The sequence below is a fragment of the Amycolatopsis speibonae genome (assembly GCF_042647925.1).
GTDB classification, from domain to species: Bacteria; Actinomycetota; Actinomycetes; order Mycobacteriales; family Pseudonocardiaceae; genus Amycolatopsis; species Amycolatopsis speibonae.
The window spans coordinates 1-22,842 of record NZ_JBHRWK010000037.1; the positions used below are offsets into that span (position 1 = coordinate 1).

At 68.5% G+C, this 22,842-nt stretch carries 19 protein-coding genes; 10 read left to right on the top strand and 9 right to left on the bottom strand.

Going from position 1 to position 22,842, the window contains the following annotated elements:
* Window positions 1-123: 123 nt before the first annotated feature.
* Window positions 124-1,530 (bottom strand): MFS transporter, encoded by a 1,407-nt coding sequence (locus tag ACFOSH_RS23595; RefSeq protein ID WP_378241213.1) that lies wholly within the window; start codon window positions 1,528-1,530, stop codon window positions 124-126.
* A 368-nt stretch (window positions 1,531-1,898) separates the two neighbouring features.
* Window positions 1,899-4,631 (bottom strand): M36 family metallopeptidase, encoded by a 2,733-nt coding sequence (locus ACFOSH_RS23600; protein WP_378241214.1) that lies wholly within the window; start codon window positions 4,629-4,631, stop codon window positions 1,899-1,901.
* Window positions 4,632-4,835: 204 nt separating this feature from the next.
* On the opposite strand from ACFOSH_RS23600, the gene ACFOSH_RS23605 reads away from it, so the two are divergent.
* The 4 genes from ACFOSH_RS23605 to ACFOSH_RS23620 are packed head-to-tail and all read left to right on the top strand — an operon-like array spanning window position 4,836 to window position 11,750.
* The gene (locus tag ACFOSH_RS23605; protein ID WP_378241215.1) at window positions 4,836-5,738 is read left to right on the top strand and encodes an RNA polymerase sigma-70 factor; all 903 of its coding nucleotides are present in this window, start codon (window positions 4,836-4,838) and stop codon (window positions 5,736-5,738) included.
* Window positions 5,739-5,768: 30 nt separating this feature from the next.
* Window positions 5,769-6,527, top strand: coding sequence for an SDR family oxidoreductase (locus ACFOSH_RS23610; protein WP_378241216.1), 759 nt, complete (start codon window positions 5,769-5,771; stop codon window positions 6,525-6,527).
* Between the two features lie 55 nt (window positions 6,528-6,582).
* Complete coding sequence (locus tag ACFOSH_RS23615) at window positions 6,583-9,666, top strand: GH92 family glycosyl hydrolase (protein WP_378241217.1); 3,084 nt, start codon at window positions 6,583-6,585, stop codon at window positions 9,664-9,666.
* On the top strand, window positions 9,663-11,750 hold the full coding sequence (locus ACFOSH_RS23620) for an FUSC family protein (RefSeq protein WP_378241218.1): 2,088 nt from the start codon (window positions 9,663-9,665) through the stop codon (window positions 11,748-11,750). The genes ACFOSH_RS23615 and ACFOSH_RS23620 overlap by 4 nt, the downstream gene beginning before the upstream one ends.
* Window positions 11,751-11,794: 44 nt before the next feature.
* Here ACFOSH_RS23620 and ACFOSH_RS23625 read toward each other — a convergent pair whose 3' ends face one another.
* From ACFOSH_RS23625 to ACFOSH_RS23640, 4 genes are all read right to left on the bottom strand, one after another.
* Window positions 11,795-12,439 (bottom strand): DUF4360 domain-containing protein, encoded by a 645-nt coding sequence (locus tag ACFOSH_RS23625; RefSeq protein ID WP_378241219.1) that lies wholly within the window; start codon window positions 12,437-12,439, stop codon window positions 11,795-11,797.
* Between the two features lie 279 nt (window positions 12,440-12,718).
* Complete coding sequence (locus tag ACFOSH_RS23630) at window positions 12,719-13,360, bottom strand: DUF4360 domain-containing protein (RefSeq protein WP_378241220.1); 642 nt, start codon at window positions 13,358-13,360, stop codon at window positions 12,719-12,721.
* 256 nt (window positions 13,361-13,616) lie between these two features.
* Window positions 13,617-14,480: an LLM class F420-dependent oxidoreductase gene (locus ACFOSH_RS23635; protein WP_378241221.1), complete on the bottom strand. Its 864-nt coding sequence runs from the start codon at window positions 14,478-14,480 to the stop codon at window positions 13,617-13,619.
* Between the two features lie 98 nt (window positions 14,481-14,578).
* On the bottom strand, window positions 14,579-14,998 hold the full coding sequence (locus ACFOSH_RS23640) for a nuclear transport factor 2 family protein (protein WP_378241222.1): 420 nt from the start codon (window positions 14,996-14,998) through the stop codon (window positions 14,579-14,581).
* A gap of 91 nt (window positions 14,999-15,089) precedes the next feature.
* On the opposite strand from ACFOSH_RS23640, the gene ACFOSH_RS23645 reads away from it, so the two are divergent.
* Together ACFOSH_RS23645 and ACFOSH_RS23650 are read left to right on the top strand one after the other, a co-directional pair.
* Entirely contained in the window at window positions 15,090-15,578 is a 489-nt protein-coding gene (locus ACFOSH_RS23645) for a MarR family winged helix-turn-helix transcriptional regulator (RefSeq protein ID WP_378241223.1), read from the top strand.
* 44 nt (window positions 15,579-15,622) lie between these two features.
* Entirely contained in the window at window positions 15,623-16,612 is a 990-nt protein-coding gene (locus ACFOSH_RS23650) for a malate dehydrogenase (protein WP_378241224.1), read from the top strand.
* Between the two features lie 59 nt (window positions 16,613-16,671).
* Here the strand turns inward: ACFOSH_RS23650 and ACFOSH_RS23655 are convergent, their stop codons facing one another.
* Complete coding sequence (locus ACFOSH_RS23655) at window positions 16,672-17,115, bottom strand: hypothetical protein (RefSeq protein ID WP_378241225.1); 444 nt, start codon at window positions 17,113-17,115, stop codon at window positions 16,672-16,674.
* Between the two features lies 1 nt (window position 17,116).
* Window positions 17,117-17,476 (bottom strand): MerR family transcriptional regulator, encoded by a 360-nt coding sequence (locus tag ACFOSH_RS23660; protein WP_378241226.1) that lies wholly within the window; start codon window positions 17,474-17,476, stop codon window positions 17,117-17,119.
* 52 nt (window positions 17,477-17,528) lie between these two features.
* Here ACFOSH_RS23660 and ACFOSH_RS23665 point away from each other — a divergent pair, with 52 nt between their 5' ends.
* Window positions 17,529-18,365, top strand: a complete 837-nt coding sequence (locus tag ACFOSH_RS23665) for an NAD(P)-dependent oxidoreductase (RefSeq protein WP_378241227.1) — start codon at window positions 17,529-17,531, stop codon at window positions 18,363-18,365.
* Here ACFOSH_RS23665 and ACFOSH_RS23670 read toward each other — a convergent pair.
* The gene (locus tag ACFOSH_RS23670) at window positions 18,362-19,837 is read right to left on the bottom strand and encodes a helix-turn-helix domain-containing protein (RefSeq protein WP_378241228.1); all 1,476 of its coding nucleotides are present in this window, start codon (window positions 19,835-19,837) and stop codon (window positions 18,362-18,364) included. The genes ACFOSH_RS23665 and ACFOSH_RS23670 overlap by 4 nt on opposite strands.
* A 194-nt stretch (window positions 19,838-20,031) precedes the next feature.
* Here ACFOSH_RS23670 and ACFOSH_RS23675 point away from each other — a divergent pair, with 194 nt between their 5' ends.
* Genes ACFOSH_RS23675 through ACFOSH_RS23685 form a run of 3 tightly spaced genes read left to right on the top strand, consistent with a single transcriptional unit; the run spans window position 20,032 to window position 22,785 of the window.
* Entirely contained in the window at window positions 20,032-21,045 is a 1,014-nt protein-coding gene (locus tag ACFOSH_RS23675; protein ID WP_378241229.1) for an amidohydrolase family protein, read from the top strand.
* Between the two features lies 1 nt (window position 21,046).
* A complete protein-coding gene (locus ACFOSH_RS23680; RefSeq protein WP_378241230.1) occupies window positions 21,047-21,763 on the top strand; it encodes an iron-sulfur cluster assembly protein in 717 nt (238 codons plus the stop codon).
* Entirely contained in the window at window positions 21,760-22,785 is a 1,026-nt protein-coding gene (locus ACFOSH_RS23685; protein ID WP_378241231.1) for an NAD(P)-dependent alcohol dehydrogenase, read from the top strand. The genes ACFOSH_RS23680 and ACFOSH_RS23685 overlap by 4 nt, the downstream gene beginning before the upstream one ends.
* The last annotated feature ends 57 nt before the right edge of the window (window positions 22,786-22,842 follow it).

Here is a 22,842-nt window from a genome sequence, read left to right on the forward strand (position 1 = left end):
GGCGAGCAGCTTCCTCGGGCCCTGAGGCGACCGATCCCCACGGATCTCAAACAACACAACCCCTGAGACAAGTCAGGTGTTGCAACCACCACTAGAACCCAAGGTGAAGGGGGCCTTCGTCGTCTATTCGGGGCGGCGTCCGCGGAGGATGCCGAAGCCGACCAGGGCCGCGGACAACAGGGTGAGCGCGAGACCCGCGTAGGTGGTCGCTTTCAGGAAATCGGCCGAGTTCCGGGCCGCTGTCAGCGCGCCGGGGAAGACCAGTGCCAGGATGGTGCCGCTGAGCGCGATGCCGATCCCGGTGGTGACCTCGCTGGCGGTGTCGACGAGCGCGGCGCCGATGGTGGTCCGGTTCGACGGCAGGCCGCGCATCACGTTGGTGCCCGCCACGACACCGACCACCCGCATACCCACCGCGACGAGGGCGAGGGCGACGGCGATCCAGAGATAGCCGAGCCCGCCGAAAGCGGTGTAGACGGCGAGCCCGCACACGACCGCGACGGCGCTGAGCCAGGCGGCCTTGGCGAGGCCGATGCGGGTGATCAGCGGGGAGATGAGCGCACCGCCGGCGATCAGGACGACGACCTGGGGCAGCATCCCGATCGCCGCTTCGGCGGGCGACCAGCCGAGACCGAACTGGAGGTGCAGGGTCACGAGGTAGCCGAGCCCGGCGGTCGCCAATCCCGCAGCGGCTTTGAACGCCAGACCGCTGGACACCAGTGGCCGTGCGACGAGTTTCAGGTCCAGCAGTGGGTGCCGGGCCGTCTTCTCACGGAGGACGAAGCAGGTTCCGACGGCGAGCGCGGCCGCGGTGACGCCCCAGGGCAGGGCCGACGCGGCGCCTTCTTCGACGAAGAGCGTCGGGGCGAACAGCGCGAGGACGATCGTCGCAGTTCCCAAGACCGCGCCCGCGACGTCGATCGGGTCGCGGTGCAGGTCGGCCGGATCGTCGGCGGGGATCCCGGACCGGATGCCGAAGAACGCGAGCGCGGCGACAGGCACGTTCACCAGCAGCAGTGCCTGCCATGGCGCGACGGAAAGCGCAAGACCGCCGGCGGTGGGGCCGAGCGCGAGCCCGACCAGGCCCACGGTCGAGATCAGCGTGGTCGCGCGGACGCGCAGCACGTCTTCGTCGAACAGGCGGAACGCGAGGGCGAGCGAGCCCGGTGTCGTCATCGCCGCCGCGACACCCATGACGGCCCGGACGGCGATGAGCTGCCACGCGACGGTGACGACCGCCGTGGCCAGGCTCGCCACGGCGAGGAGCACGAGTCCGGTGAGCATGATCTTGCGGCGGCCCACGCGGTCGGCCAGTGCGCCGAACGCCAGCATCAGGCCGCCGAACACGACGGAATACGCCCCGGTCACCCACTGCAGGGTGGTCGTCGAGGCGGAGAGCTCGCGGCCGATGGTCGGCAACGCGACGTTGAGGATCGAGTTGTCGAGCATCTCGAACAGGAACACGGCCGAGAGCCCGGCCAGCGCGGGCCACGCGTCCTTCAGGGAACGGCTCTGAACAGGGGAACGCAAAGGTCGACTCCTTCGAAGTGAAGGAGTGACGGATCATTCGATGCCGCGTATACGTGTGCTCGCCTGGGGTGAGCACGTTTCTACCCCGATACCGCCACCATACGCCCCTCGTGAGTGGCAGCGATACCACGCCGTGATGCCTCCAATGTGGCGTTGGAGACATTGACTGTCCCCAACGCCACATTGGAGGCGTCTAGTCTTCCTGACCGCTGGCCCGCTCTCGTTCGTCTGGCCGTGAAGGGCCCCTTCCCTACTCTCAAGGTAGGCAAGGAGGCCTTCACGGCCCGGAACCGAGGCGGTCCAGGTGGTCGTGAGTGGCAAGTCGCGTTAGAACGACACTCACCACTCACGAGGCCCAAGTCCAGCGGTCAGGCGGGAACGCCCCGCACCGCCAGTTTCTGCACGTCCAGGTACAGGCACCCGGCCGTGCTGGGTTGCGGTGAGCAGGTCTTGTCCGGGTAGAACGACAGCTGGTTGGACGAGACGGTCAGGCGCACGAACAGCACACCGGTCGCGCTGCCCGGTGCGAGCTGGAGCGCGGTGAGCTTGTTCAGGTCGGCGGGTTTGAAGTCGCCGCTGCCCGCCTTCACCCAGTTCGTGCCGTCCACCGAGGTTTCGACGGTGACGTCCTTGGCCGCGGCGGGCGGGTCGTCGCCGCAGACGTTGGACGGGTCGATCTCGATGGCGGTGATGTTGATCGGTTTGCCCAGCTTCATCGTCACGAACCGGGTCTCGATCGTGCCGTCGGGGCGGACGATCTTGTCGGTCGACCAGCCGCCACCGCCGAGTACCGAGGCCGCCGCCAGATCGCCGGGACCGCAGCCGTACGGGGTGAAGTCGACGCCGTTGAACCCGGCGACCGCGGCACCGGCGGTGCCGGAGGCCCAGTTGAACCGCAGTGACCAGTCGGCCTTGGTGGTACCCGAGCGCACGGAGATCGTGCGGATCTCGCTGTCCACGCCGCCTCCGGATGCGTAGACCTTCGGATAGGTACCCGGGATCACGCCGGGGATGGTGTAGACGCCGCCGCCGTCGGTGACCGCGGACAGCGAGCCACCGAAACCCGAGTCGTGCCCGCCGAACCGGATGGCGACGCCCGCGATCGGGGCCCCGTCTTCGCGGTTGCTGACCTTGCCGGTGACGGTCCCGGTCGGGGTTCCCGCGGGCGGCGGGGTGGAGAAGTCCTCGGCCGGCTGGGTGTCGGCGCCGGTGATCGTCGCGGCGAAGTAGCCCATGCCGCGGGCGGCGAAGGTCTTCCACAGCTTGGCGTGCGCGCGGCCGCCGTTGATCACCGTGTCGGCCTGCAGGATCGCGTTCCGCATGTCCAGGAAGGACGGCGACGCGGGCGAGAGTTCCATCGCGCGGGTGACCAGTGCGCGCGTCAGCGGCACCCCGAGCGCGGATCGGACGTCCCACAGCGTGCTCGCCCAGATCTCACCGTCGGCGTGTACCTCCGCGCCGCCGATGATCCGGCCGAGGTCGCCGAAGGTGTAACCGCCGGGACCGGCTCCGGGTGTGCCGGGGCACTGCGGCGCGCCGGCGCCGACCGGGCAGTCCAGCGGCTGGGTGCGGGCGAGGGGCACGCCGTTGCTGACGTAGTCGCCGCCGAGGAGTTCGCCGGGCGCCGAGGTGTCCTTGATCGCGTTACGCTCGACGAGGTAGTCGAAGGCGTACCAGTCGCTCCACGCCTCCCCCATCGCGCCGGATTGGAAGGCGTTCAGGGTCGAGTTGCCCTGCGCGTCGACGACGAGCCGGTTGGACAGTCCGTGGGTGTACTCGTGGTGGATGATCGTGGCGTCGTCGGCCGAGTTCGCCGCGAGGAACGGGTCACCGGGGTCCCGGGGATCGTGGAACAGGAACATCCCCATCGTCGGCGCGTGGCCGTCCGGCGGCGTGCCCATGAACGCGTTGTCGTAGTAGCCCGGCGTCTGGGCGCCGAGCAGGGTGTGGACCTGGACGGCGTCGCCGTCGACCTTCTCGAAGTTGCCCGCCTCGCGGGTGAAACCGATCGGGAAGGAGGCCAGGTGGTCGTGGAAGCTCCCGACGTAGGCCAGCGCCTGCACCGCGTTCTGTTCCCGGTTCTTCGCCCACGAGCCCGGTGTCTTCGGGTCCCAGGAGCACGGCCTCGCCGTCGAGCACGGCGGGCCGACGGCGGCGTTGAAGTCGGTGAACTTGTACCGGTAGGTGCCGTCGGTGTTCGGCCCGATCTCTTCCTGCGGCTGGAACTTCTGGTCGCCGTTGACGTCGGCGGCGACGTGCGCGACGTTGCCGTCCAGGGTCTTGGCGTCGGCGGGCAGCCAGCCCTTCTGGGTCAGGTTGACCTGCTTCTGCGGGCCGGGCTGCGCCTCCCAGGCGAGGCCCTTTGCGCCGTCGGCGTCGTTCGCGTGGCTGACCAGGTTCTTGCGGTAGAGCAGTTTGCCGGTGCCGGCGTCGGTCACCTCCTGGAACATCTTGTCCGCGGCGGGTTTGGCCAGCGTGTACCAGGCGGGACGGATCCCGTCGGCGGTGAGGAACGCGACCTGCTCGGCGTCCGGGGCAGGTGCGGCCAAGGCACCCGCGCCGAGTGACTCGGGAAGAGCGCGCACGGGTGAGCCGTCCAGCTGGATCAGCCTGCCGTCCTTCGTGACGTGCGCCTTCAACCCGTTGCCGAACACCGGGACCCCGCCGACGGCCTGGGTGAAGGACAGATGGTGCGTGCCTTCGACGTCGACGTAGTCCTTGCGCAGGTTCAGTTTCGCGGTGTCACCGGCGCTGAGGCCGACGAGCCCTTCCTGCTCCCGCAGGTAGTTCAGCACGATGTCGCGGGGCGACTCGGCGCTCGGCCCGGTGAGGAATCCGTCGGTGCGGGACAGGACGCGGGGGGTGCCGGTCAGCTCGTCGAGATCGAGCAGGGCTTGGTTCCCGAGTTCCGCTCGTGCCTTCGCGACGGAGTTCGCCCGGGACGCCGAGAGCCGGTCTTGCGCGCCGAGGGCACGCGGGCCGGTTCTCGCCGTGTCGCGGACATCGACGTCCTTTCCGGATCTGTCCGGTGTGGTGTGGACGGCGCCCGGTGCCGGTGCCGCGCCGGCTTGGGGCGCTGTGATCAGCGCTAACACTGTCATTGCGGTCACGGCGCACAACGAGGCACGCGAACGCGACGAACGTGACGTCACTCCAGACCCCTCTCTCGGTGGTGACGCAGACGTTCTCTTCGTACCGATACAGTCACTGTGGACGTCAGCGCCGATCAGGTACGGCCATCCCGGTGAGCGGTACCCTCGGCGCCGCACCGTCCACGATGGATTCAGCGGGATTCGTAGGGGAAAATGGACGGCGCCACGGAATTCGAGCAGCTGCGCCCCGTCATGTTCGGACTCGCGTACCGCCTCCTCGGTTCTGCCGCGGAGGCGGAGGACGCTGTTCAGGACGCCTACCTGAAGTGGGCGGGCGCCGAACGCGGTTCGATCGAGTCGCCGCGGGCGTGGCTGGCGAAAGTGGTCACCAATCTCTGCCTGAACCGGCTGACCTCGGCCAGGGTCCAGCGCGAGCGGTATGTCGGGCCGTGGCTGCCCGAACCGGTCCTGACCTCAGAAGACGTGCTAGGCCCGCTGGAGACGGCGGAGCAGCGGGATTCGGTGTCGCTGGCGATGCTGGTGCTGCTGGAACAGCTCGGCCCGGTCGAGCGGGCGGTGTTCGTGCTGAAGGAGGCATTCGCCTACAGCCATCGCGAGATCGCCGCGATCCTCGACGTCTCCGAAGTCAACTCGCGCCAGCTGCACAGCCGGGCGCGAAAGGCGTTGGACCGGTCGGGCGAGCGACGGGTTTCGAACCCGTCGCTCATCGAAGTCGAGAAGCTTGTCGAGAGCTTCCTGTCGGCGGCGCGGGACGGCGATCTGCCCGCGCTGGAGAGCCTGCTGACCGCCGACGTCACGGCGTGGTCGGACGGCGGCGGCAAGGTCACCGCGGCCCGGCGTCCGGTGCACGGCGCGGCGAGGATCGCCCGCCTGTACGCCGGGATGTTCGCCGGCGCGGCACAGGTGTCGATCGTGGTCGGCGAGGTCAACGGCGGTCCCGCGGTGATCGCGACGGCCGGTGGCGCCCTGTACGGCGTCCTCGGGTTCGAGGTGGTGGACGGCCGGATCGCCGGGCTCCGCGCGGTCGGGAATCCGGACAAGCTCGCGTTCCTCTCACGGCAGCTGTCACGTTCCGGGTGGCCCGCCTGTTCTTGAGAGTGAAACTCTCGAGAGCGGAGGCCCTGAGTGGTGAAACCGATCCTGGTGACCGGCGGTACCGGCGACCTCGGCCGCGAGGTGGTGCGGCGGCTGGCGGCCGAAAGCCGGCCGGTCAGGATCATGAGCAGGCGACCGCGGCCGTCGGGTACCGCTCACGAGTGGGCGCGGTGCGATCTGAAGACCGGCGACGGTCTCGCCGACGCGGTCGACGGCGTCGCGGCGATCATCCATTGCGCCTCGACGCTGGGGCGCGGGGACGAGCAGGTGACGCGGAACCTGGTCGAGGCGGCGCGGCGCGCGGGCAGCCCGCATCTGGTGTACATCTCGATCGTCGGCATCGACGTGATCAGGTTCTTCTACTACGACGAGAAGCTGGCGTCGGAGAAGGTGATCGAGGAGTCCGGTCTGCCGTGGACGGTGCTGCGCGCGACGCAGTTCCACGATCTCGTCGCGCGGGCGTCGGCGGCGCAGCGGAGGCTGCCGGTGACGTTCATGCCGTCCGGATTCCGGTTCCAGCCGGTCAGTACCGGCGACGTCGCGGATCGGCTGGTCGCGTTGGCGTCCGGTGAGCCGTCGGGGCGGGTGCCGGACCTGGGCGGACCCGAAGTGCGCGATGCCCGTGACCTGGCGCAGGCGTATCAGCGGTCGGTGGGGCGCAGGAAGCCGATCGTGTCGCTGTGGCTGCCGGGCAAGGCGGCCAAGGCGTTCCGCGCGGGCGGCAACCTGACCCCGGAGAACGCGACCGGTAAGGGCACCTTCGAGGAGTTCCTCGCCGCCCGCGTTTAGTCCTCTGAACGCGGCACACCGAGCCGGGCTCACGCGTGCGAGTTACGGTGACCGGGTGACGATCACCGGGTTCTTCTCCTCCTTCGAAACGGGTGATCCGCAGCCGGTGGATCCGGCTCTGCGCGTCGGCACCGGGCCGGGGTCGTCGCCGACCGCGAAGGCGGGCGTCGGGTTCACCGGCGCGCACGCTCTCCGCTACGAGAACACGCTGCGCGCGACGATGTTCGAAGTGGACATCGAGGTCACCGGCCACACGGAACTGTCCTATGTGGTCTTCCCCGAGGCCGAGACCGACGCGATGCCCGGCTATCGCAGCACCTTCGTGGCACTGGACGTCGAGTTCGCCGACGGGACGGCCGCCGGGTTCAGCGCCGAGGAGCAAGGCCTGGACAAGACGCTGTACGTGGACCAGTGGAACCTGGTGCGCCGCAGGCTGGAGGGGTTCGCGGGACGGCGGATCGCCCGGATCGTCCTGGTCAGCGAACCGCCCGGCGGCGCGAGCGCGGGTTGGATGGACGATGTCAGGATCACCGAGCGCGCTGTCGAGATCCGCGAGCCGGTCGACCACGTCCGCACCACCCGCGGCACGCATTCCAGCGACAAGTTCTCGCGGGGCAACAACTTCCCGGCGACGGCGGTCCCGCACGGCTTCAACTTCTGGACCCCGGTCACCGACGCGGGCGTCACCAACTGGCTCTACAGCTACCACCGGCACAACGACGCCGAGAACCGCCCGGCGCTGCAGGCTTTCGCGCTGTCACATCAACCGAGCCCGTGGATGGGCGACCGGCACACCTTCCAGGTGATGCCGGGGATCGGCCCGGTCGAGGCGGGCCGGGCCCGTCGCGCTCTCGCGTTCTCCCACGACGACGAGGTCGACCGGCCGCACCACTACGGCGTCCGATTCGCCGACGGCATCACCACCGACATCGCCCCGGGGGATCACGCCGCGCTGTTCCGGTTCACCTTCCCGGGTGATCGCGGCTGGCTGCTGTTCGACAACGCCCGCAACCGGGGCGGACTGCGCGTCGACGCGGCGAAAGGTGTGGTCAGTGGCCACACCTGGGTCCGCAGCAGGTTGTCGACGGGGGCGCGGCGGATGTTCGTCCACGCCGAGTTCGACGTCCCGGCCGAACGCGGCGCGAAGATCCGCCGCCCCGCCTGGCGCACGGTGACCGGGTTCCTGGAGTTCGCCGCCGGTGAGGTGACGATGCGGATCGCGACGTCGCTGATCAGCCTCGCGCAGGCGAAACGGAACCTCGACCTGGAGATCCCCGCCGGGACGGGCTTCGAGCAGGTCCGCGACGAGGCCCGCGCGCGGTGGGCGGAGGTGCTGGACCGTGTCGAGATCGAGGGGGCGACCGAGGACCAGCGCACCACGTTCTACTCCAATCTCTACCGTCTGTTCCTGTATCCGAACTCCGCGCACGAGGACACGCCGAAGGGCGTCCGCCACGCGAGCCCGGTCATCCGCAGGCTCTGGCCGAGTACACGCACCAGGACCGGCGCGAAGGTCGTCGACGGCGAGATGTACGTCAACAACGGCTTCTGGGACACCTACCGCACCACGTGGCCCGCGTACGCCCTGCTGACCCCGGGCCGGTGCGGGCGGATGATCGACGGGTTCGTCCAGCAGTACCGCGAGGGCGGCTGGATCTCGCGCTGGTCCTCTCCCGGCTACGCCAACCTCATGACAGGCACCAGTTCCGACGTGGCGTTCGCCGACGCGTACCTCAAGGGTGTGCGCGGGTTCGACGTCCAGGCCGCCTACGAAGCGGCGCTGAAGAACGCGACCGTGACTCCGCGCGGGCAGAGCGTCGGCCGGAAGGGCCTGCACGAGTCGATCTTCCTCGGGTTCACCCCGACGTCGGTCCACGAAGGCCTGTCGTGGGCGCTGGAGGGCTGTGTCAACGACTTCGGCCTGGCAAATCTGGCCGAGGCGCTCGGTCACCGCGACGACGCCGCGTACTTCCGGCAGCGCTCGCAGCAGTACGCGAACCACTTCGACCACCTGATCGGGTTCTTCCAGGGCCGCAACCGCGACGGCAGCCGTCACTTCGCCGCCGAGGGCTACGACCCCGAGGCGTGGGGCGGCGACTTCACCGAGACGAACTCCTGGAACACCGCCTTCTCCGTGCCCCACGACGGCGCCGGGCTCGCCGCGCTGCACGGCGGCACCGAAGCGCTGGAGGCCAAACTGGACACGTTCTTCGCGACCCCGGAGACCGGCCGCAAACCGGGTTCCTACGGCGGGCTCATCCACGAGATGACCGAGGCCCGCGACGTCCGGATGGGCCAGTACGGGCATTCCAACCAGCCGTCGCACCACATTCCGTGGATCTACAACCACGCCGGCGCGCCTTCGAAGACGCAGCGGATCGTGCGGGAGGTCCTGCGGCGGCTCTACGTCGGCGGCGACCTCGGCCAGGGCTATCCCGGCGACGAGGACAACGGCGAGATGTCCGCCTGGTACGTCTTCGGCGCGCTCGGGTTCTACCCACTGGCGATGGGCAGCCCCGAGTACGCGATCGGGTCGCCGCTGTTCACGAAGGCGACCGTCCATCTGGAGAACGGGAAGGACCTGGTCGTCGAGGCACCCGGCAACACCGACGACGCCGTCTACGTCCAAGGGCTGACGATCGACGGGCGGCCGCACGAGAGCAGCACGCTCCCGCATTCCGCGCTGGCCGAGGGGGCGGTGCTGGAGTTCACGATGGGCGAGCAGCCGTCGGACTGGGGCCGGTCCCCCGCCGAGCCCGCCGCCCCGGACCCGCTCACGGACATCACGGCGGGCTCCGGTGCCCTTTTCGACGACACCACCAAGACCGAGGTCACCTTCTCCGAGCGCGAGCCTGTCATCGATTTCCCTGTCGAAGACACCGCCCGCGAGGTGGTGATGTACACGCTGACCTCGGGAAGCCGCCGGGGTGACCCGCGTTCGTGGGTGCTGGAGGGATCCGACGACGGCGAGCACTGGGCGCTGCTCGACCAGCGGGAGGGCGAGACGTTCCGGTGGCGTCGTCAGACGCGGCCCTTCGCCCTCGCCGAGCCCGCGCGGCACGCCCGATACCGTCTTCGCATCACCTCGTCCACCGCCAGGCGGGTCACCCTCGCCCAAGGAGAGCTGCTCGCCCGATGATCTCCCGCATCACCCAGGCCACGACCGACCGTCTGGTCGCCTCCGATCCCGGCCTGGTCCGGCTCCGGCTCGCGTTCTCGGCCGTGCTCAGCATCGTCGTCGCGGTGCTGGCCATCCTGCCGTTCCATCAGCCGCTCACGATCACGCTCGTCGCCGCGATCGCCGCGATGACCTCGGCTTTCACCGTCAACGACTCGACCTCGGGGCAGCAGGCGGTGACACTGCTGCTGGGACTGGTGCTCGGCGCGGCGTCGCTCACCGCGGCCAGTGTGGGTTCGGCGGTTCCGCCGCTGGACAGCGTGGTGTTCGTGCTGTTGATCTTCGTCGCGGTCTACGCCCAGCGTTTCGGTTCGCGCGGGATCGCGCTGGGCTCCCTGTCGTTCTTCCTGTTCTTCTTCGCGATGTTCCTGCAGACGCATCTGAAGCAGGTCCCGGTGCTGCTGCTGGCGCTGACCATCGGCATCGCGGCCAACGCGGTGGTCCGGTTCGTCCTGGTGCGGCGGCGCACCGACGCGGAGTTCCTCCGGATCCGGCGGGCGTTCCGGGCCAGGCTCGCCGCCGTGGTGCGCGCGGCCGAGGACCACCTCGCCGTCGGCGGCAGCGAGCGCACCCGCAAACGGCTCCGCACGACGAACTCCCGTATGCACGAGTCGGTGCTGCTCATCGAGGACACCGCGCCGGAGGTGACCGGCGCGGACTCGGCGAACCGGCTCCGCCGCCGGGCGATCGAGGTCGAGCTGGCGGTGCAGTGGCTGACGATCACCGTGCAGCGCACCTGTGCCGAGGACCTCGACGAGGACGTCCGCGAGGATCTGATCGCGCGGATGCGGCGGTTCCGGTCACTGATCGAACGCGACCCGCGCGAGCTGCCGCTGATCAGCGAGACCGAAGAGTTCAGCAAGATGCTGGTGGAAGGCAGCCGGATCGACGAGCACGCCGCACCCGGTGACGGCGTCCGCCGCGCGCTCGCCGAGCTCGCTTTGGCCGACGTGCGGGCGCAGCGGGTCGCCGAGCACGACGTCTCCGATACCGCCGACGATCCCGCGGATCCCGACGAGGAGAAGTCGGCGGCGTTCGCCTACGACAACCAGACGCGCAGTGCGATCCAGGCCGTGGTGGGCGGCGGGCTCGCCGTCCTGGGCGGGGAGCTGGTGTCGAGTCAGCGCTGGTACTGGGCGGTGCTGACGGTGTTCGTGGTGTTCATCGGCTCGTCGTCGGCAGGGGCGACGTTCGTCAAGGGCGTCCGGCGGCTCGGCGGCACGCTGATCGGGATCGTGGGCGGGCTGTTGCTGACGCTGGTCGTGTCGGGCAGTGTGCCGGCGACGCTGGCGCTGATCCTGGTGTGCGTGTTCGGCATGGTCTACATGGCGCGGGTGTCGCAGGTGATCATGGCGTTCTTCATCACCAGCATGCTCGGGTTGCTCTACAGCCTGCTGGGGACGTTCAGCCTCGAGGTGCTGTGGATCCGGGTCGCGGAGACCGCGGTGGGCGCGGCGGCAGGGGTGCTGGCGGCGGTGGTGATCATGCCGGTGCGCACCCGCGCGGTGATGCTGGACGACGTCTCGGCGTTGCTGGACGAGCTGGACGAGTTCGTCCAGAAGGCCGCGGGCCTGTTGTCCGGTGCGGAGAACGTGAGTGTCATCGAGAAGTCGCGTGATCTGGACAGGGCGGTGGACAAGGTCCGCACGACGATCGAGCCGCTCACTCATCCGGTGAATCTCAGCAGCCGCCGTGACTACGGCTGGCATGTGCTCACGACGGTGGAGACGATCGCCTTCCGCGCCCGGCACGTCGCGGCGCGGTCGCAGGCCGGGCTCCTGGTCGACGAAGCGGACCGGCTGCTGCTCTACACCGGGCGGATCCGGGAGAACATCGCGATCCTGGGCAAGGCGATCGGTGATCCCGGCGGTTCGGGGCACGGGACGCTGGTCCGGGACGACGGCACGCCGGTGGCGGACCGGATCGACGATCCGCGTGCGCGTTCGGTGCTCACCAGCCTCGGGCATCTCGACGAGACGGTGATCGCGCTGGGCCGCGCTTTCGGGGTCGGGGCCACGGATCCCGCGCCGTCCGGAAAAGGGTGACGGCCTTCTTCGTCGAGGTTCGAAGAAGGCCGCCGCCTCAGGGATCAGTTCGTCGGTTTGGGACAGTTCTTCCACGAGAAGTGGTAGGTGGTCTTGATCGAGCCGTCGGTCGAGTCCATGGTGACGAAACTGGTGGTCTTCTTCGGATCGGAAGTACCGACCGCGGCCCGCAATTCCGTGTTGATGTTGAAGTTGCGATCCTCACCGCAGGGCTTGTAGACGATGGCGCCGACCTCGATGTCGTCGGTGAACTGCCAGTTGTCCTCCAGCGGGCCCTTGAGGTTGTGGGCCACGTAGGACGTCGGGGAATTGCCCTGGAAGTAGTAGTTCGCTCGTTCGACTCCGGTCGCTCCCGCGACCAAGGAGGCGAATCCGCGATAATCGGTGCCCGCGATGCCGTAGGTGAATCCCTGTGGCACGTGAACATAAAGGTTGAGCTGACAGTTCTTGCGCAGATCAGTCGGTTTCGCACCGATTCCGACCTGGGCGGTGTATTCGCTGTAGGTGACCGTGAACGCGGTGTTGTCCGGCGATACGGAAATAGCCGCGGTACCGGGTCTGCATCCGGTTCCATTGACCGTCACGACGTCGATGACTATCTTGTCGGACGGCAATGGGGGCGGCACCCAGCCGCTCGGAGTGACGACCGAGGAGAAAAGCGTTACGGCAGCGACCAGCACGTTGAGCATGGGATCCTTCCCAAAGAGCTTCCACGCGGCGGGAACCGGGCAGGATTCGATGTCAGCGAGACGATCTTTCCCCGGCCCCCGCCGATCGGAGGAAAATGGATTCGGTCACCGGATACCGGGTGACCGCCGAAAATGGGGTCGTCGAGAAGACTCGCCGCCGCCGGACAGGGCGACGACGAGCGGTGATGTCCTCGTACAGGGCGGCCAAGGCCCTGACCAGGTACGGGAGGGACGGCCTTCTTCCAGGCCGGGAAGCAGGCCGTCACCTGGGGGACGAGGTCAGGAGCCCGGGCAGATCTTCCACGAGAAGTGATAGGTGGTCTTGAACGCACCGTCGGTGGAATCCATCGTGATGAAACTTGTGGTCTTCTTCGGATCCGAAGAACCCGCGGCGACCCTCAGTTCCGTGTTCACGTTGAGATTCCGGTCCTCGCCGCACGGCTTGTAGATGATGACGCCGCCTTCGGCCTCGTCACGGAATTGCCAGTTGTCCGAAAGCGGCCCGTTGATGGGGTGGCTCACCTGCGCCGTCGGCGAATTCCCCTGGAAGTAGTAATTCGCCCGCTGCAGCGCCTTGGCGCCCGATTCGAGCGAGGCGAAACCGCGGTAATCGGCACTGGCGATACCGTAGGTGAAGCCCTGCGGCACGTGGATGTTGAGATTCAGCTGGCAATTCTTCCGGAAGTCGGTGGGCTTCGAGCCGACGCCGACCTGTGCGGTGTATTCGCTGTAGGTCACGGTGAAGGAACTGTTGTCCCTGGCGACGGCGACGGCGGACGAACCCGGCGGACAACCGGAACCATTGACCGTGATCACGTCGATGACGACACGATCGGGCGGCGGCCCCGGCGGCGGCGACCAGCTATTCGGCGTTAATATCGACGAGAAAAGTGATACCGCGGCAACCACTGAACTGAGCATGGGGTCCTTCCCAAAACTTCCACACGGGGGGCGGGGAACTGGGCGGACTCATGTTAGCGAAACGATCTCCTCGATGCCGCCCGCCGATCGGACGAAACCGTCTCGGCAATCGGTTCATGAATTGATATTATGGTCTGTAACCGTTTTCCGAGGACGGCGAAAACGACGGCATCCCCGGAAAACACCACCCGGTTCGCACGATATGGAAATGGTGTTCGCGGTTCGCTGTTGACGATTCCGGGGAGACAGAACCCGTTCAGTCCGCGACCAGGCTCGCGGCCTCGCCGAGCACCGACACCGCCTCCGGCCGCCACGGGCCCGCGGTGATCACCACCACGTGGTCCAGCCCCCATGATGCGAACTCGGCGCACCGGCGGGCGAAGTCCTCCGAGGACTCCCCCGGAGCCAGCCGGGTCGCGATGGTCTTCTCGATCTCCTCGACGGGCCGCTCGACGTCGGCGCAGTGCCGGGCGAGGACGTCCAGGTGCCCGCGGACGGTCTTGCCGCGGTCGGGGACGTCGAAGAGATTGCACGCGTCGGCGTACCCGGCGACCAGCCGCAGGGTCCGTTTCGGCCCCGTGCCCCCGATGAGCACCCGCGGCCGCCGCACCGGCAGGGGGTTGTTCACCGGCCGTTCCAGCCGGTAGTGGCGTCCGGTGAACGAGGAGGTGTCGCCGTCCCACATCCGACGGGCGATCAGGAGGGTCTCCTCCAGTCGCTCGAACCGTTCGGCCACCGGCGGCAGCGAGAGCCCCATCGCGCGCGCCTCGTCCTCCTGGTAACCCGCTCCGATCCCCAGCCAGGCACGACCTCGGGAGAGGACGTCCAGGGTGGTGACGGCTTTCACGAGCAAGGCGGGCGCGCGGAACGTGGCGGCGCTGACCATGGTGCCGAGTCTGATCCTCTCCGTCGCGGAGGCCAGGAAACCCAAGGTCGTGTACGCCTCCAGCATTTCCGAGTCCGGGGCGCTGCCCGGCGCGGTCTGCAGGAGGTGGTCGGCCACCCAGAGGGTGTCGAGGCCGGTCGCGTCGGCCACCTTGGCGACCTCGACGAGGTTGTCGACCAGGCCGGCTTGTCCGCCGGGCCAGGAAAAGTCGGTGACGCTGACACTGATTCGCATGGGGTTCACGTCCTTACGTGGGAGGCACGGCAGCGGCCGGAGGGTGCGGCGCGCGGGTGGTCGTGAGTGGCGATTCGGGTTAGAACACGACTCGCCACTCACGACCCCCTTGACCCGGGCGTTTCGGGGCGCGCGAAGGGCGGCGGCCCGCCGATCGGGCTCAGGTGGATGCCGGCGATGAGCCAGCGGTCGTCGTCGCGGACGAACACGTGGGTGACGCGGAACCGGCCGTCGACCCGGTTCCCCTGGTGCGTGCCCTCCTGCGCGTGCACGCCGACGGACACGGCGGCCGAGCCGTAGTCGCGGACTTCGACCTCGGCCCAGTCGAGTTTCTCGGTGACCAGGTCGCCGCCGCGGTAGCGCTGCAGCCACTGCGGTTTCCCGAGGACGAAACCCAGCGGCCCGACCAGCGTGAAGTCGGCCGCGGTCATCCCGTCGAGTGCTTCGGTGTCGCCGCGGACCTCGGCGTCGGCCCAGCGGGCCCCGAGGTCGCGGATCTCGTTCTCCGTACCGCCCATGACGTTTCCTCGCTCTCGTTCGATGCCCTCAACGTTAGATATCGAACGATTCGATGTCAAACCCTTCGATTGGTGCGCTATACTGGAGGACGTGCAGAAACCGACCACGGCCCCCATCGGCGTCGTCCTCGCCAAGACCGCGAAGACCGCCGGGCGCGCCTTCGACCAGGCCCTGGCCGTCGAAGGCGGCTCACAGCCCGTCTGGCAGATCCTGATCACGCTGAAGACCCGGCGCGTGGCCAACCAACGGGAACTCGCGGCCGCGGTCGGCATCCAGGGCGCCACGCTCACCCACCACCTGAACGCCATGGAGAGCACGGGCCTGATCACCCGGCGGCGTGACCCGGACAACCGGCGAGTCCATGTCGTCGAACTCACCGAAGAGGGTGAAACGGTCTTCCACCGCCTCGCGAAAGCGGCGATCGCACACGACAAACGGATCCGCGCCGGATTCAGCGCCGAAGAGATCACCACACTGGCCGCGCTGCTGTCGCGACTCGCCGCGAACGTCGCCGGTGGCGGCATCGATCAAGAAAACAGTGACTGGACGCACCCGAACGGCGACTCGGGACAGGACTAGCATCGCGGTACAAAGTCGATGTCGCCTCAAGCTGGAGAACCGCAATGACCCAAGCCCCTGTCAACGTCACCGTCACCGGTGCGGCCGGCCAGATCGGCTACGCGCTGCTCTTCCGCATCGCGTCCGGTCAGCTGCTCGGCCCGGACACCCCGGTGAAACTGCGGCTCCTGGAGATCCCGCAGGCGGTCAAGGCGGCTGAGGGCACCGCGATGGAACTCGAAGACGGCGCGTTCTCGCTGCTGGCGGGCATCGACATTTTCGACGACCCGAAGCAGGCTTTCGAGGGCGCGAACGTCGCCCTGCTGGTCGGCGCCCGTCCCCGCGCCAAGGGCATGGAGCGCGGCGACCTGCTCGAGGCCAACGGTGGCATCTTCAAGCCGCAGGGTGAGGCCATCAACGCCGGCGCGGCGAGCGACATCAAGGTCCTCGTGGTCGGCAACCCGGCCAACACCAACGCCCTCATCGCGCAGGCGCACGCGCCCGACGTCCCTGCCGACCGCTTCACCGCGATGACCCGCCTCGACCACAACCGCGCCCTCGCGCAGCTGTCGAAGAAGCTCGGCGTACCGGTGACCGAGCTGAAGAAGGTCGCGATCTGGGGCAACCACTCCGCGACCCAGTACCCGTCGATCGCGCACGCCGAGGTGTCCGGCAAGCCCGCGACCGAGGTCCTCACCGACCAGCAGTGGCTCGCCGACGACTTCATCCCGACCGTCGCCAAGCGCGGCGCGGCGATCATCGAAGCCCGCGGCCTGTCCTCCGCCGCGTCGGCCGCCTCCGCGGCGATCGACCACGTCCACACCTGGGTCAACGGCACCCCCGAGGGTGACTGGACCTCGGCGGCGGTCGTGTCCGACGGTTCCTACGGTGTCCCGGAAGGCCTGATCTCCTCGTTCCCGGTCACCGCCGCGAACGGCGAGTACAAGATCGTCCAGGGCCTGGAGATCGACGACTTCTCGCGTGCCCGCATCGACGCTTCGGTCAACGAGCTGACCGAAGAGCGCGACGCGGTGAAGAAGCTCGGCCTCATCTGAGCCTGAACCACCCGTGAAAGGCGGCCGTGTCCCGAGGGGCACGGCCGCCTTTCACGTTGTCAGGCGAAGAAGTCCCGGGCGGGCCGGGGCACCCAGAGCAACGCGACCAGCACGACCTGGACGAGTCCCACGACCGGGATGACGACGTGGAACATCGGTGAGGACGTCCACGAAAACACGCTGAACACCAGCGAAAGCACCTGCGTGGCCGTGATCAGCCGCCGCGTCCACGTCCGCCCCGTCGCGAGCTTCCACACCGGCACCACGCACAGCACCAGCAGGATCCCGTGGAACACCGCTCCGGACTCGATCGCCACCGAGGCGGAGCGAGCGACCTCGGCCTCGCCGAAACCCGGGTACCGCTCCGCGATCTGCGCACGCAGCGCGCTCTCGTTCGCCCACAGCACCAGCGGAACCACCAGATGGCTCACCGCCACCGCGATCAGCAACGCCCGGGACAGCCGGACCGCGCCCGGCACCGATTCCCGCGTGACCGTGCTCATGTCAGCTCGCCCGCCGACCCGCACCGATGATCGTGTCGAGGTTCGCCCGGGTCGTTTCCAGCTCGCCGATCGCGTCGTCGATCCGGTTCCGCTGCTGCCGCAACGCGTCGACGAGCTCCGGGCAATCAGGCGTCAGCCAGCCGTCCTCGTCGACGATGCAGGGCAAAATCTCCTGGATCCGCGCGGTGTTCAGCCCGGCGGCGAGCAGGATCCTGATCCTCCGCACCACTGCCACGTCGGTCTCGCCGTACACGCGATAGCCGCTCGGCAGCCGCTGCGGGATCAGCAGACCTTGCTCCTCGTAATACCGCAACGCGCGCTCGCTCACGCCTGTCCGCCGCGCGAGTTCCCCGATCCGCATCCGCACTCCCGACTTGACTCTCACGTCAATGTCAAGGTTTACCTTAGCCGCCATGACCACCGTGACCGTCCTCGGACTCGGCCCCATGGGACACGCCCTCGCTGCCGCGTTCACCGCCGCCGACCACCCCACCACAGTCTGGAACCGCACTCCTGGCAAGGAAAACGGCCTCGACGTCACCACCGCGGCCACTGCGGCCGACGCGATCACGGCGAGCCCGCTCGTGATCGTCTGCGTGCGGGACTACGCCGTGGCACAGTCGATCCTCGACGCCGACGCGCTCAAAGGCCGCACCCTGGTGAACCTCACCGGCGGATCACCACAACAGGCCCGGGCGATGGCGAAATGGGCCACCGAACACGGTATCGGCTACCTAGACGGCGTCATCATGGCGACCACCGACGCGATCGGCGGCCCGGACGCGGCCCTGTTCTTCAGCGGACCCGCCGACCTCTACGAAACACACCGGCCCACCCTGGCCGCGCTCGGCGAGAACGCGCGATACGCCGGCGATTCCCCCGGCCGGGCCGCCGCTTTCGACGCCTCCCTGCAGGACATGCTCTGGACCTCCATGAGCGGCGTGGTGCACATGTTCGCCCTCGCCAAAGCCGAAAACATCGCCGCCGCCGACCTCGCCGGACACGCGAAAGCACTGCTCGGCTTCTTCCCGGACATGATCGACCTGCTCGCCGAACAGGTCGGCACGGGCCACTACCCCGGCGAACACGGCACCCTCGACTCCACCGCGGCGACCATGGACCACATCCTCGACGCGATCCGCGCGCAGAACCTCGACAACGGAGTACTGTCTGCCGCCCGCGCCGAAATACAGCGAGCCCTCGACGCCGGCCACGGATCAGACGGCTTCGGCAGGCTCGCCGCGCTCTAGGACCGGAACTGCCGCGCCTTGATGCCGTACTGACCCATCTTCCGGTACAGCGTCGCCCGGCCCATCCCGAGCTTCTCCGCCGCACCGACCACAGTGGACCCCGGCTCGGCGAGACAGCGCACGATCTCGTCCCGCTCCATCGCCTGCAACCGGCTCAACCGATGCCCCACCCCGGAGAACACCTCCGCCGGCAGATGACGGCTGTCGATCACGTCCGACCGTGACGCCGCCTCGTGCACCACCCGGCGCAACTGCTTCGCGTTCTCCGGCCAGTCACAAGCGGCCAGCGCCCGTACCGCGGCCGGGGTGAACACGACCTCACGACCCCGGTCGCGGCGCGCGAAATGATGGGCCAGCGGGAGCACGTCATCCGGCCGGAACCGCAGCGGCGGAACCTCGACGACCACCTCCACCAGCGGACCGAGCGCCTCCGGGATCGCACCGGGATCCTCGGCGGTGAGCACGAACGGCGGCGGCTCACCCTCCCGACGCGCCTGCGCGAACAACCCCGCCAGCTCGGCGGCCGCCCACGCCGGGAGCGTGTCCACCCCGGAAACGATCACACACGTCTCGTCCTTGACCAGCTCCGGAGTCCACAGCGTCAGCCACGTGTCGACATCGTCCGGCGCGGGCGGACGCGCGTTGAGCACCCGGTCCCTCGGCCGCACCGACCGCCGCGCCGCCGAAGCGAGCGCCGTCTTCCCCGCACCCGCCTCACCGACCACGGCGACCACCCGGCCACCGCTCAACGCCGAACCCACCTCACCGAGCGCGGCCACCCACCCCGGCGACAGGCTCGGGACATCGGCCGGATCGAACCGGTCGGAATGAACCCGGAACACCTCACCACGCGGCGCCGGCCGCGGAGTCCGCCCCGACGCGCGCGCCAGCATCAACGCCGCCGTGTTCCCGGCCGCCGCCTGCGCCAACGCCAGCAGCAACTCCGACGACTGCTCCGACCACGTCGTCAGATTCACGCTCCCGGCCAGCGCACCGGTCAACGGATCCAGCACCGGCACCGCCGCACACGTATAACCCCGCAACCCCGTGCAGTAATGCTCCGCGGCCCGCACCAACGTCGGCGCGCGATCGGCCAGCGCAAGCCCCAGCCCGTTCGTCCCGGCGTTGCTCTCCGCGAAATAGAACCCCGGCGCCAGATGGACCCGATCCAGCGACCGCTTGATCGACGCGTCAGTGCACAGCCTGCTCAGCACCAAACCCTCGCTGTCGGTGATCATCAGACTGACCGGCTCATTCGCCAGCGTCGCCTGCAGACCCCGCAACACCTCGTTACCGCACTCGTAGAGCAGCGAACCGGTGTCCAACGACCCGGTGAACACCGGCCGGACCTCGTCCTCGGGCGCGCCGTACCGGGCACTGCGCTGCCACGACGCCCGCAACCGCGGCGCGATCACCGCACTCGCGCTCTTCGCGTCGAACGCGCGCCTCGCCGACACACGCGGGTTCTCCACATCGACCTCCCGGGACGCCACAGCGCGTTCGGAACAGTGCGTTCGGACCTCGGCCCAGCGTACGTCCGCGACCACCGGCCCACAGCACGGTCGGTGTCTCAAACTGAGACACCGACCACCTCCCTGACCTGCGCCGACACCCCTACCGTTCACCCCCAACGTGCCAACGGCGGTCACGAACGCGGAGGAAACCCATGTACACCAAGGACGGCGAGAACTACTTCATCGTGGACGCGCACGTCGCGCTCTGGGACGCCCGGCCGGAGAACCAGGCCAACATCCACGGCAAACAGTTCATCGACTGCTTCTACGACTACCACCGCAACCTCAGCCCGGAATCCGAGCTCTGGTCCTACGAGGAGTACCTCTACTACGGCGGCGCACGCCTGATGAAGGACCTCTTCCAGGACGGGTACGTCGACCACGCCATCTTCCAGCCCGCCCACCTCGGCGCCTTCTACAAAACCGGCTTCGGCCAAACCGAAGAAGCCTTCGCCCTCACCCAGGCACACCCAGACAAACTCACCTACAACCACTGCTTCGACCCACGCCTCGAACAAGCCGGCCTCGACCAGCTCCGCCGCGACGCCGAACGCTTCGGCCTCAAAGGCGTCAAGCTCTACACCGCCGAATGGCGCGACGACTCCCGCGGCTACAAACTCGACGACCCCTGGTGCCGCCGCTACCTCGAAACCTGCCTCGAACTCGGCATCCGCAACATCCACGTCCACAAGGGCCCGACCATCCGCCCCCTCGACCGCGACGCCTTCGACGTCGCCGACGTCGACAAGGTCGCCACCGACTACACCGACCTCAACTTCGTCGTCGAACACTGCGGACTCCCCCGGCTCGAAGACTTCTGCTGGATCGCCACCCAGGAACCCAACGTGCACGCCGGCCTCGCCGTCGCGATGCCGTTCATCCACACCCGCCCGCGCTACTTCGCCCAGATCATCGGCGAGCTCCTCTACTGGCTCGACGAAGACCGCATCCAGTTCTCCAGCGACTACGCCCTCTGGACCCCGAAATGGCTGGTCGAACGGTTCGTCGACTTCCAGATCCCCGCGGACATGACCGAATACGCGCCACTGACCACCGACCAGAAACGCAAGATCCTCGGCCTCAACGCCGCCGCGATGTACGACCTCCCGGTCCCCGAGGAACTCCAGGTCAAGCGCGTCGAAACCCAAGCCGTCTCGGTGGCCTGACATGCACGAACAAGACGCCTACGCCGCCCTTCACACCGTCTTCGACCCCGAACTCGACGAACCCATCACCGACCTCGGCTTCGTCCGCTCCCTCACCGTCGACGGCGGCGAAGTCACCGTCCACCTGAGGCTCCCCACCTCCTTCTGCTCACCGAACTTCGCCTACCTCATGGCCTCCGACGCCAAAGACGTCCTCACCGCACTCGACGGCGTATCGCACGTCCTGGTCGTCCTCGACGACCACCACGACTCCGACCTCATCAACCGCGGCCTCGCCGCCGACGCCGGCTACCGCGGCACCTTCGGCGACGAAGCCGAACACGACCTCGACGAACTCCGGCTCACCTTCCGCCGCAAAGCCCACACCGCGGCCATGGAACGCGTCCTCACCCTGCTCCTCCGCGAAAACCGGGAACTGGCCGAGGAACAACTGCACGACGTCACCCTCGCCGACCTGCCCGACCACCGCACCACCCACGCACTCCTGCGACGACGGGCCTCGCTCGGACTCGACACCGCACCGGAAGCACCGGTCCTCGTCGACGACCACGGCACGCCCTACCCCCGCGAAGAAGTCCCGCTACGACTGCGCTTCGCCCGATCCGTCCGCATCTCCATCGACGGCAACGCCCACTTCTGCCGCGGCCTGCTGCGCACCCGCTACCCGGAATCCGCCGCCGACCAGACACCCCGAACCCAGGAGGTCCACGCATCGTGAAAGCGATCCAGGTGATCGGATACCACGAGAAGCTCCAGCTGACCGAGGTCGCCGAACCCCAACCCACCGGCCCCCACGACGTCATCGTCCGCATCGGCGGCGCCGGCGTCTGCCGCACCGACCTCCACATCCTCGAAGGCCAGTGGGCCGGGAAATCCGGCGTCACCCTGCCCTACACGATCGGCCACGAAAACGCCGGCTGGGTCCACGCCGTCGGCAGCGCCGTGACCAACGTGGCCGAAGGCGACAAAGTCATCGTCCATCCCCTCATCACCTGCGGACTCTGCCGCGCCTGCCGCTCCGGCGACGACGTCCACTGCACACAATCCCAATTCCCCGGCATCGACACCGCCGGCGGCTACGCCGAATACCTCAAGACCTCCGCCCGCAGCGTCGTCAAGATCGACGACTCCCTCGAACCCGCCGACGTCGCCGCCCTCGCCGACGCCGGACTCACCGCCTACCACGCCGCCGCGAAAGCCTCCCGCAGGCTCAGGCCCGGCGACCGCTGCGTCGTCATCGGCGCCGGAGGCCTCGGCCACATCGGCATCCAGGTACTCAAAGCCCTCACCGCCGCCGAACTCGTCGTCATCGACCGCAACCCCGACGCCGTCGACCTCGCCGTCACCATCGGCGCCGACCACGGCATCCTCGCCGACGGCAGCCAGATCGAGCAGGTCCTGGACCTCACCGGCGGCGAAGGCGCCGAAACCGTCATCGACTTCGTCGGCGAAGGCGGCGCAACCAAAGACGGCCTCGCCATGCTCCGCCGAGCGGGCGACTACCACGTCGTCGGCTACGGCGAGAACATCGACGTCCCCACCATCGACGTCATCTCAACCGAGATCAACCTGATCGGCAACCTCGTCGGCTCCTACACCGACCTCTGCGAACTCATGGTCCTCGCCGCACAAGGCCGGGTGAAACTCCACACCGCCCGCTACCCGCTCGAAGAGTTCCAAACCGCGCTCGACGACCTCGGCGCCGGACACATCCGCGGCCGGGCCATCCTCGTCCCCTGACCCCGTGAGTGGCGATGGAGCAAGGAAAGTCCCTTCGCCTGTGAAGGCCTCGTGTGA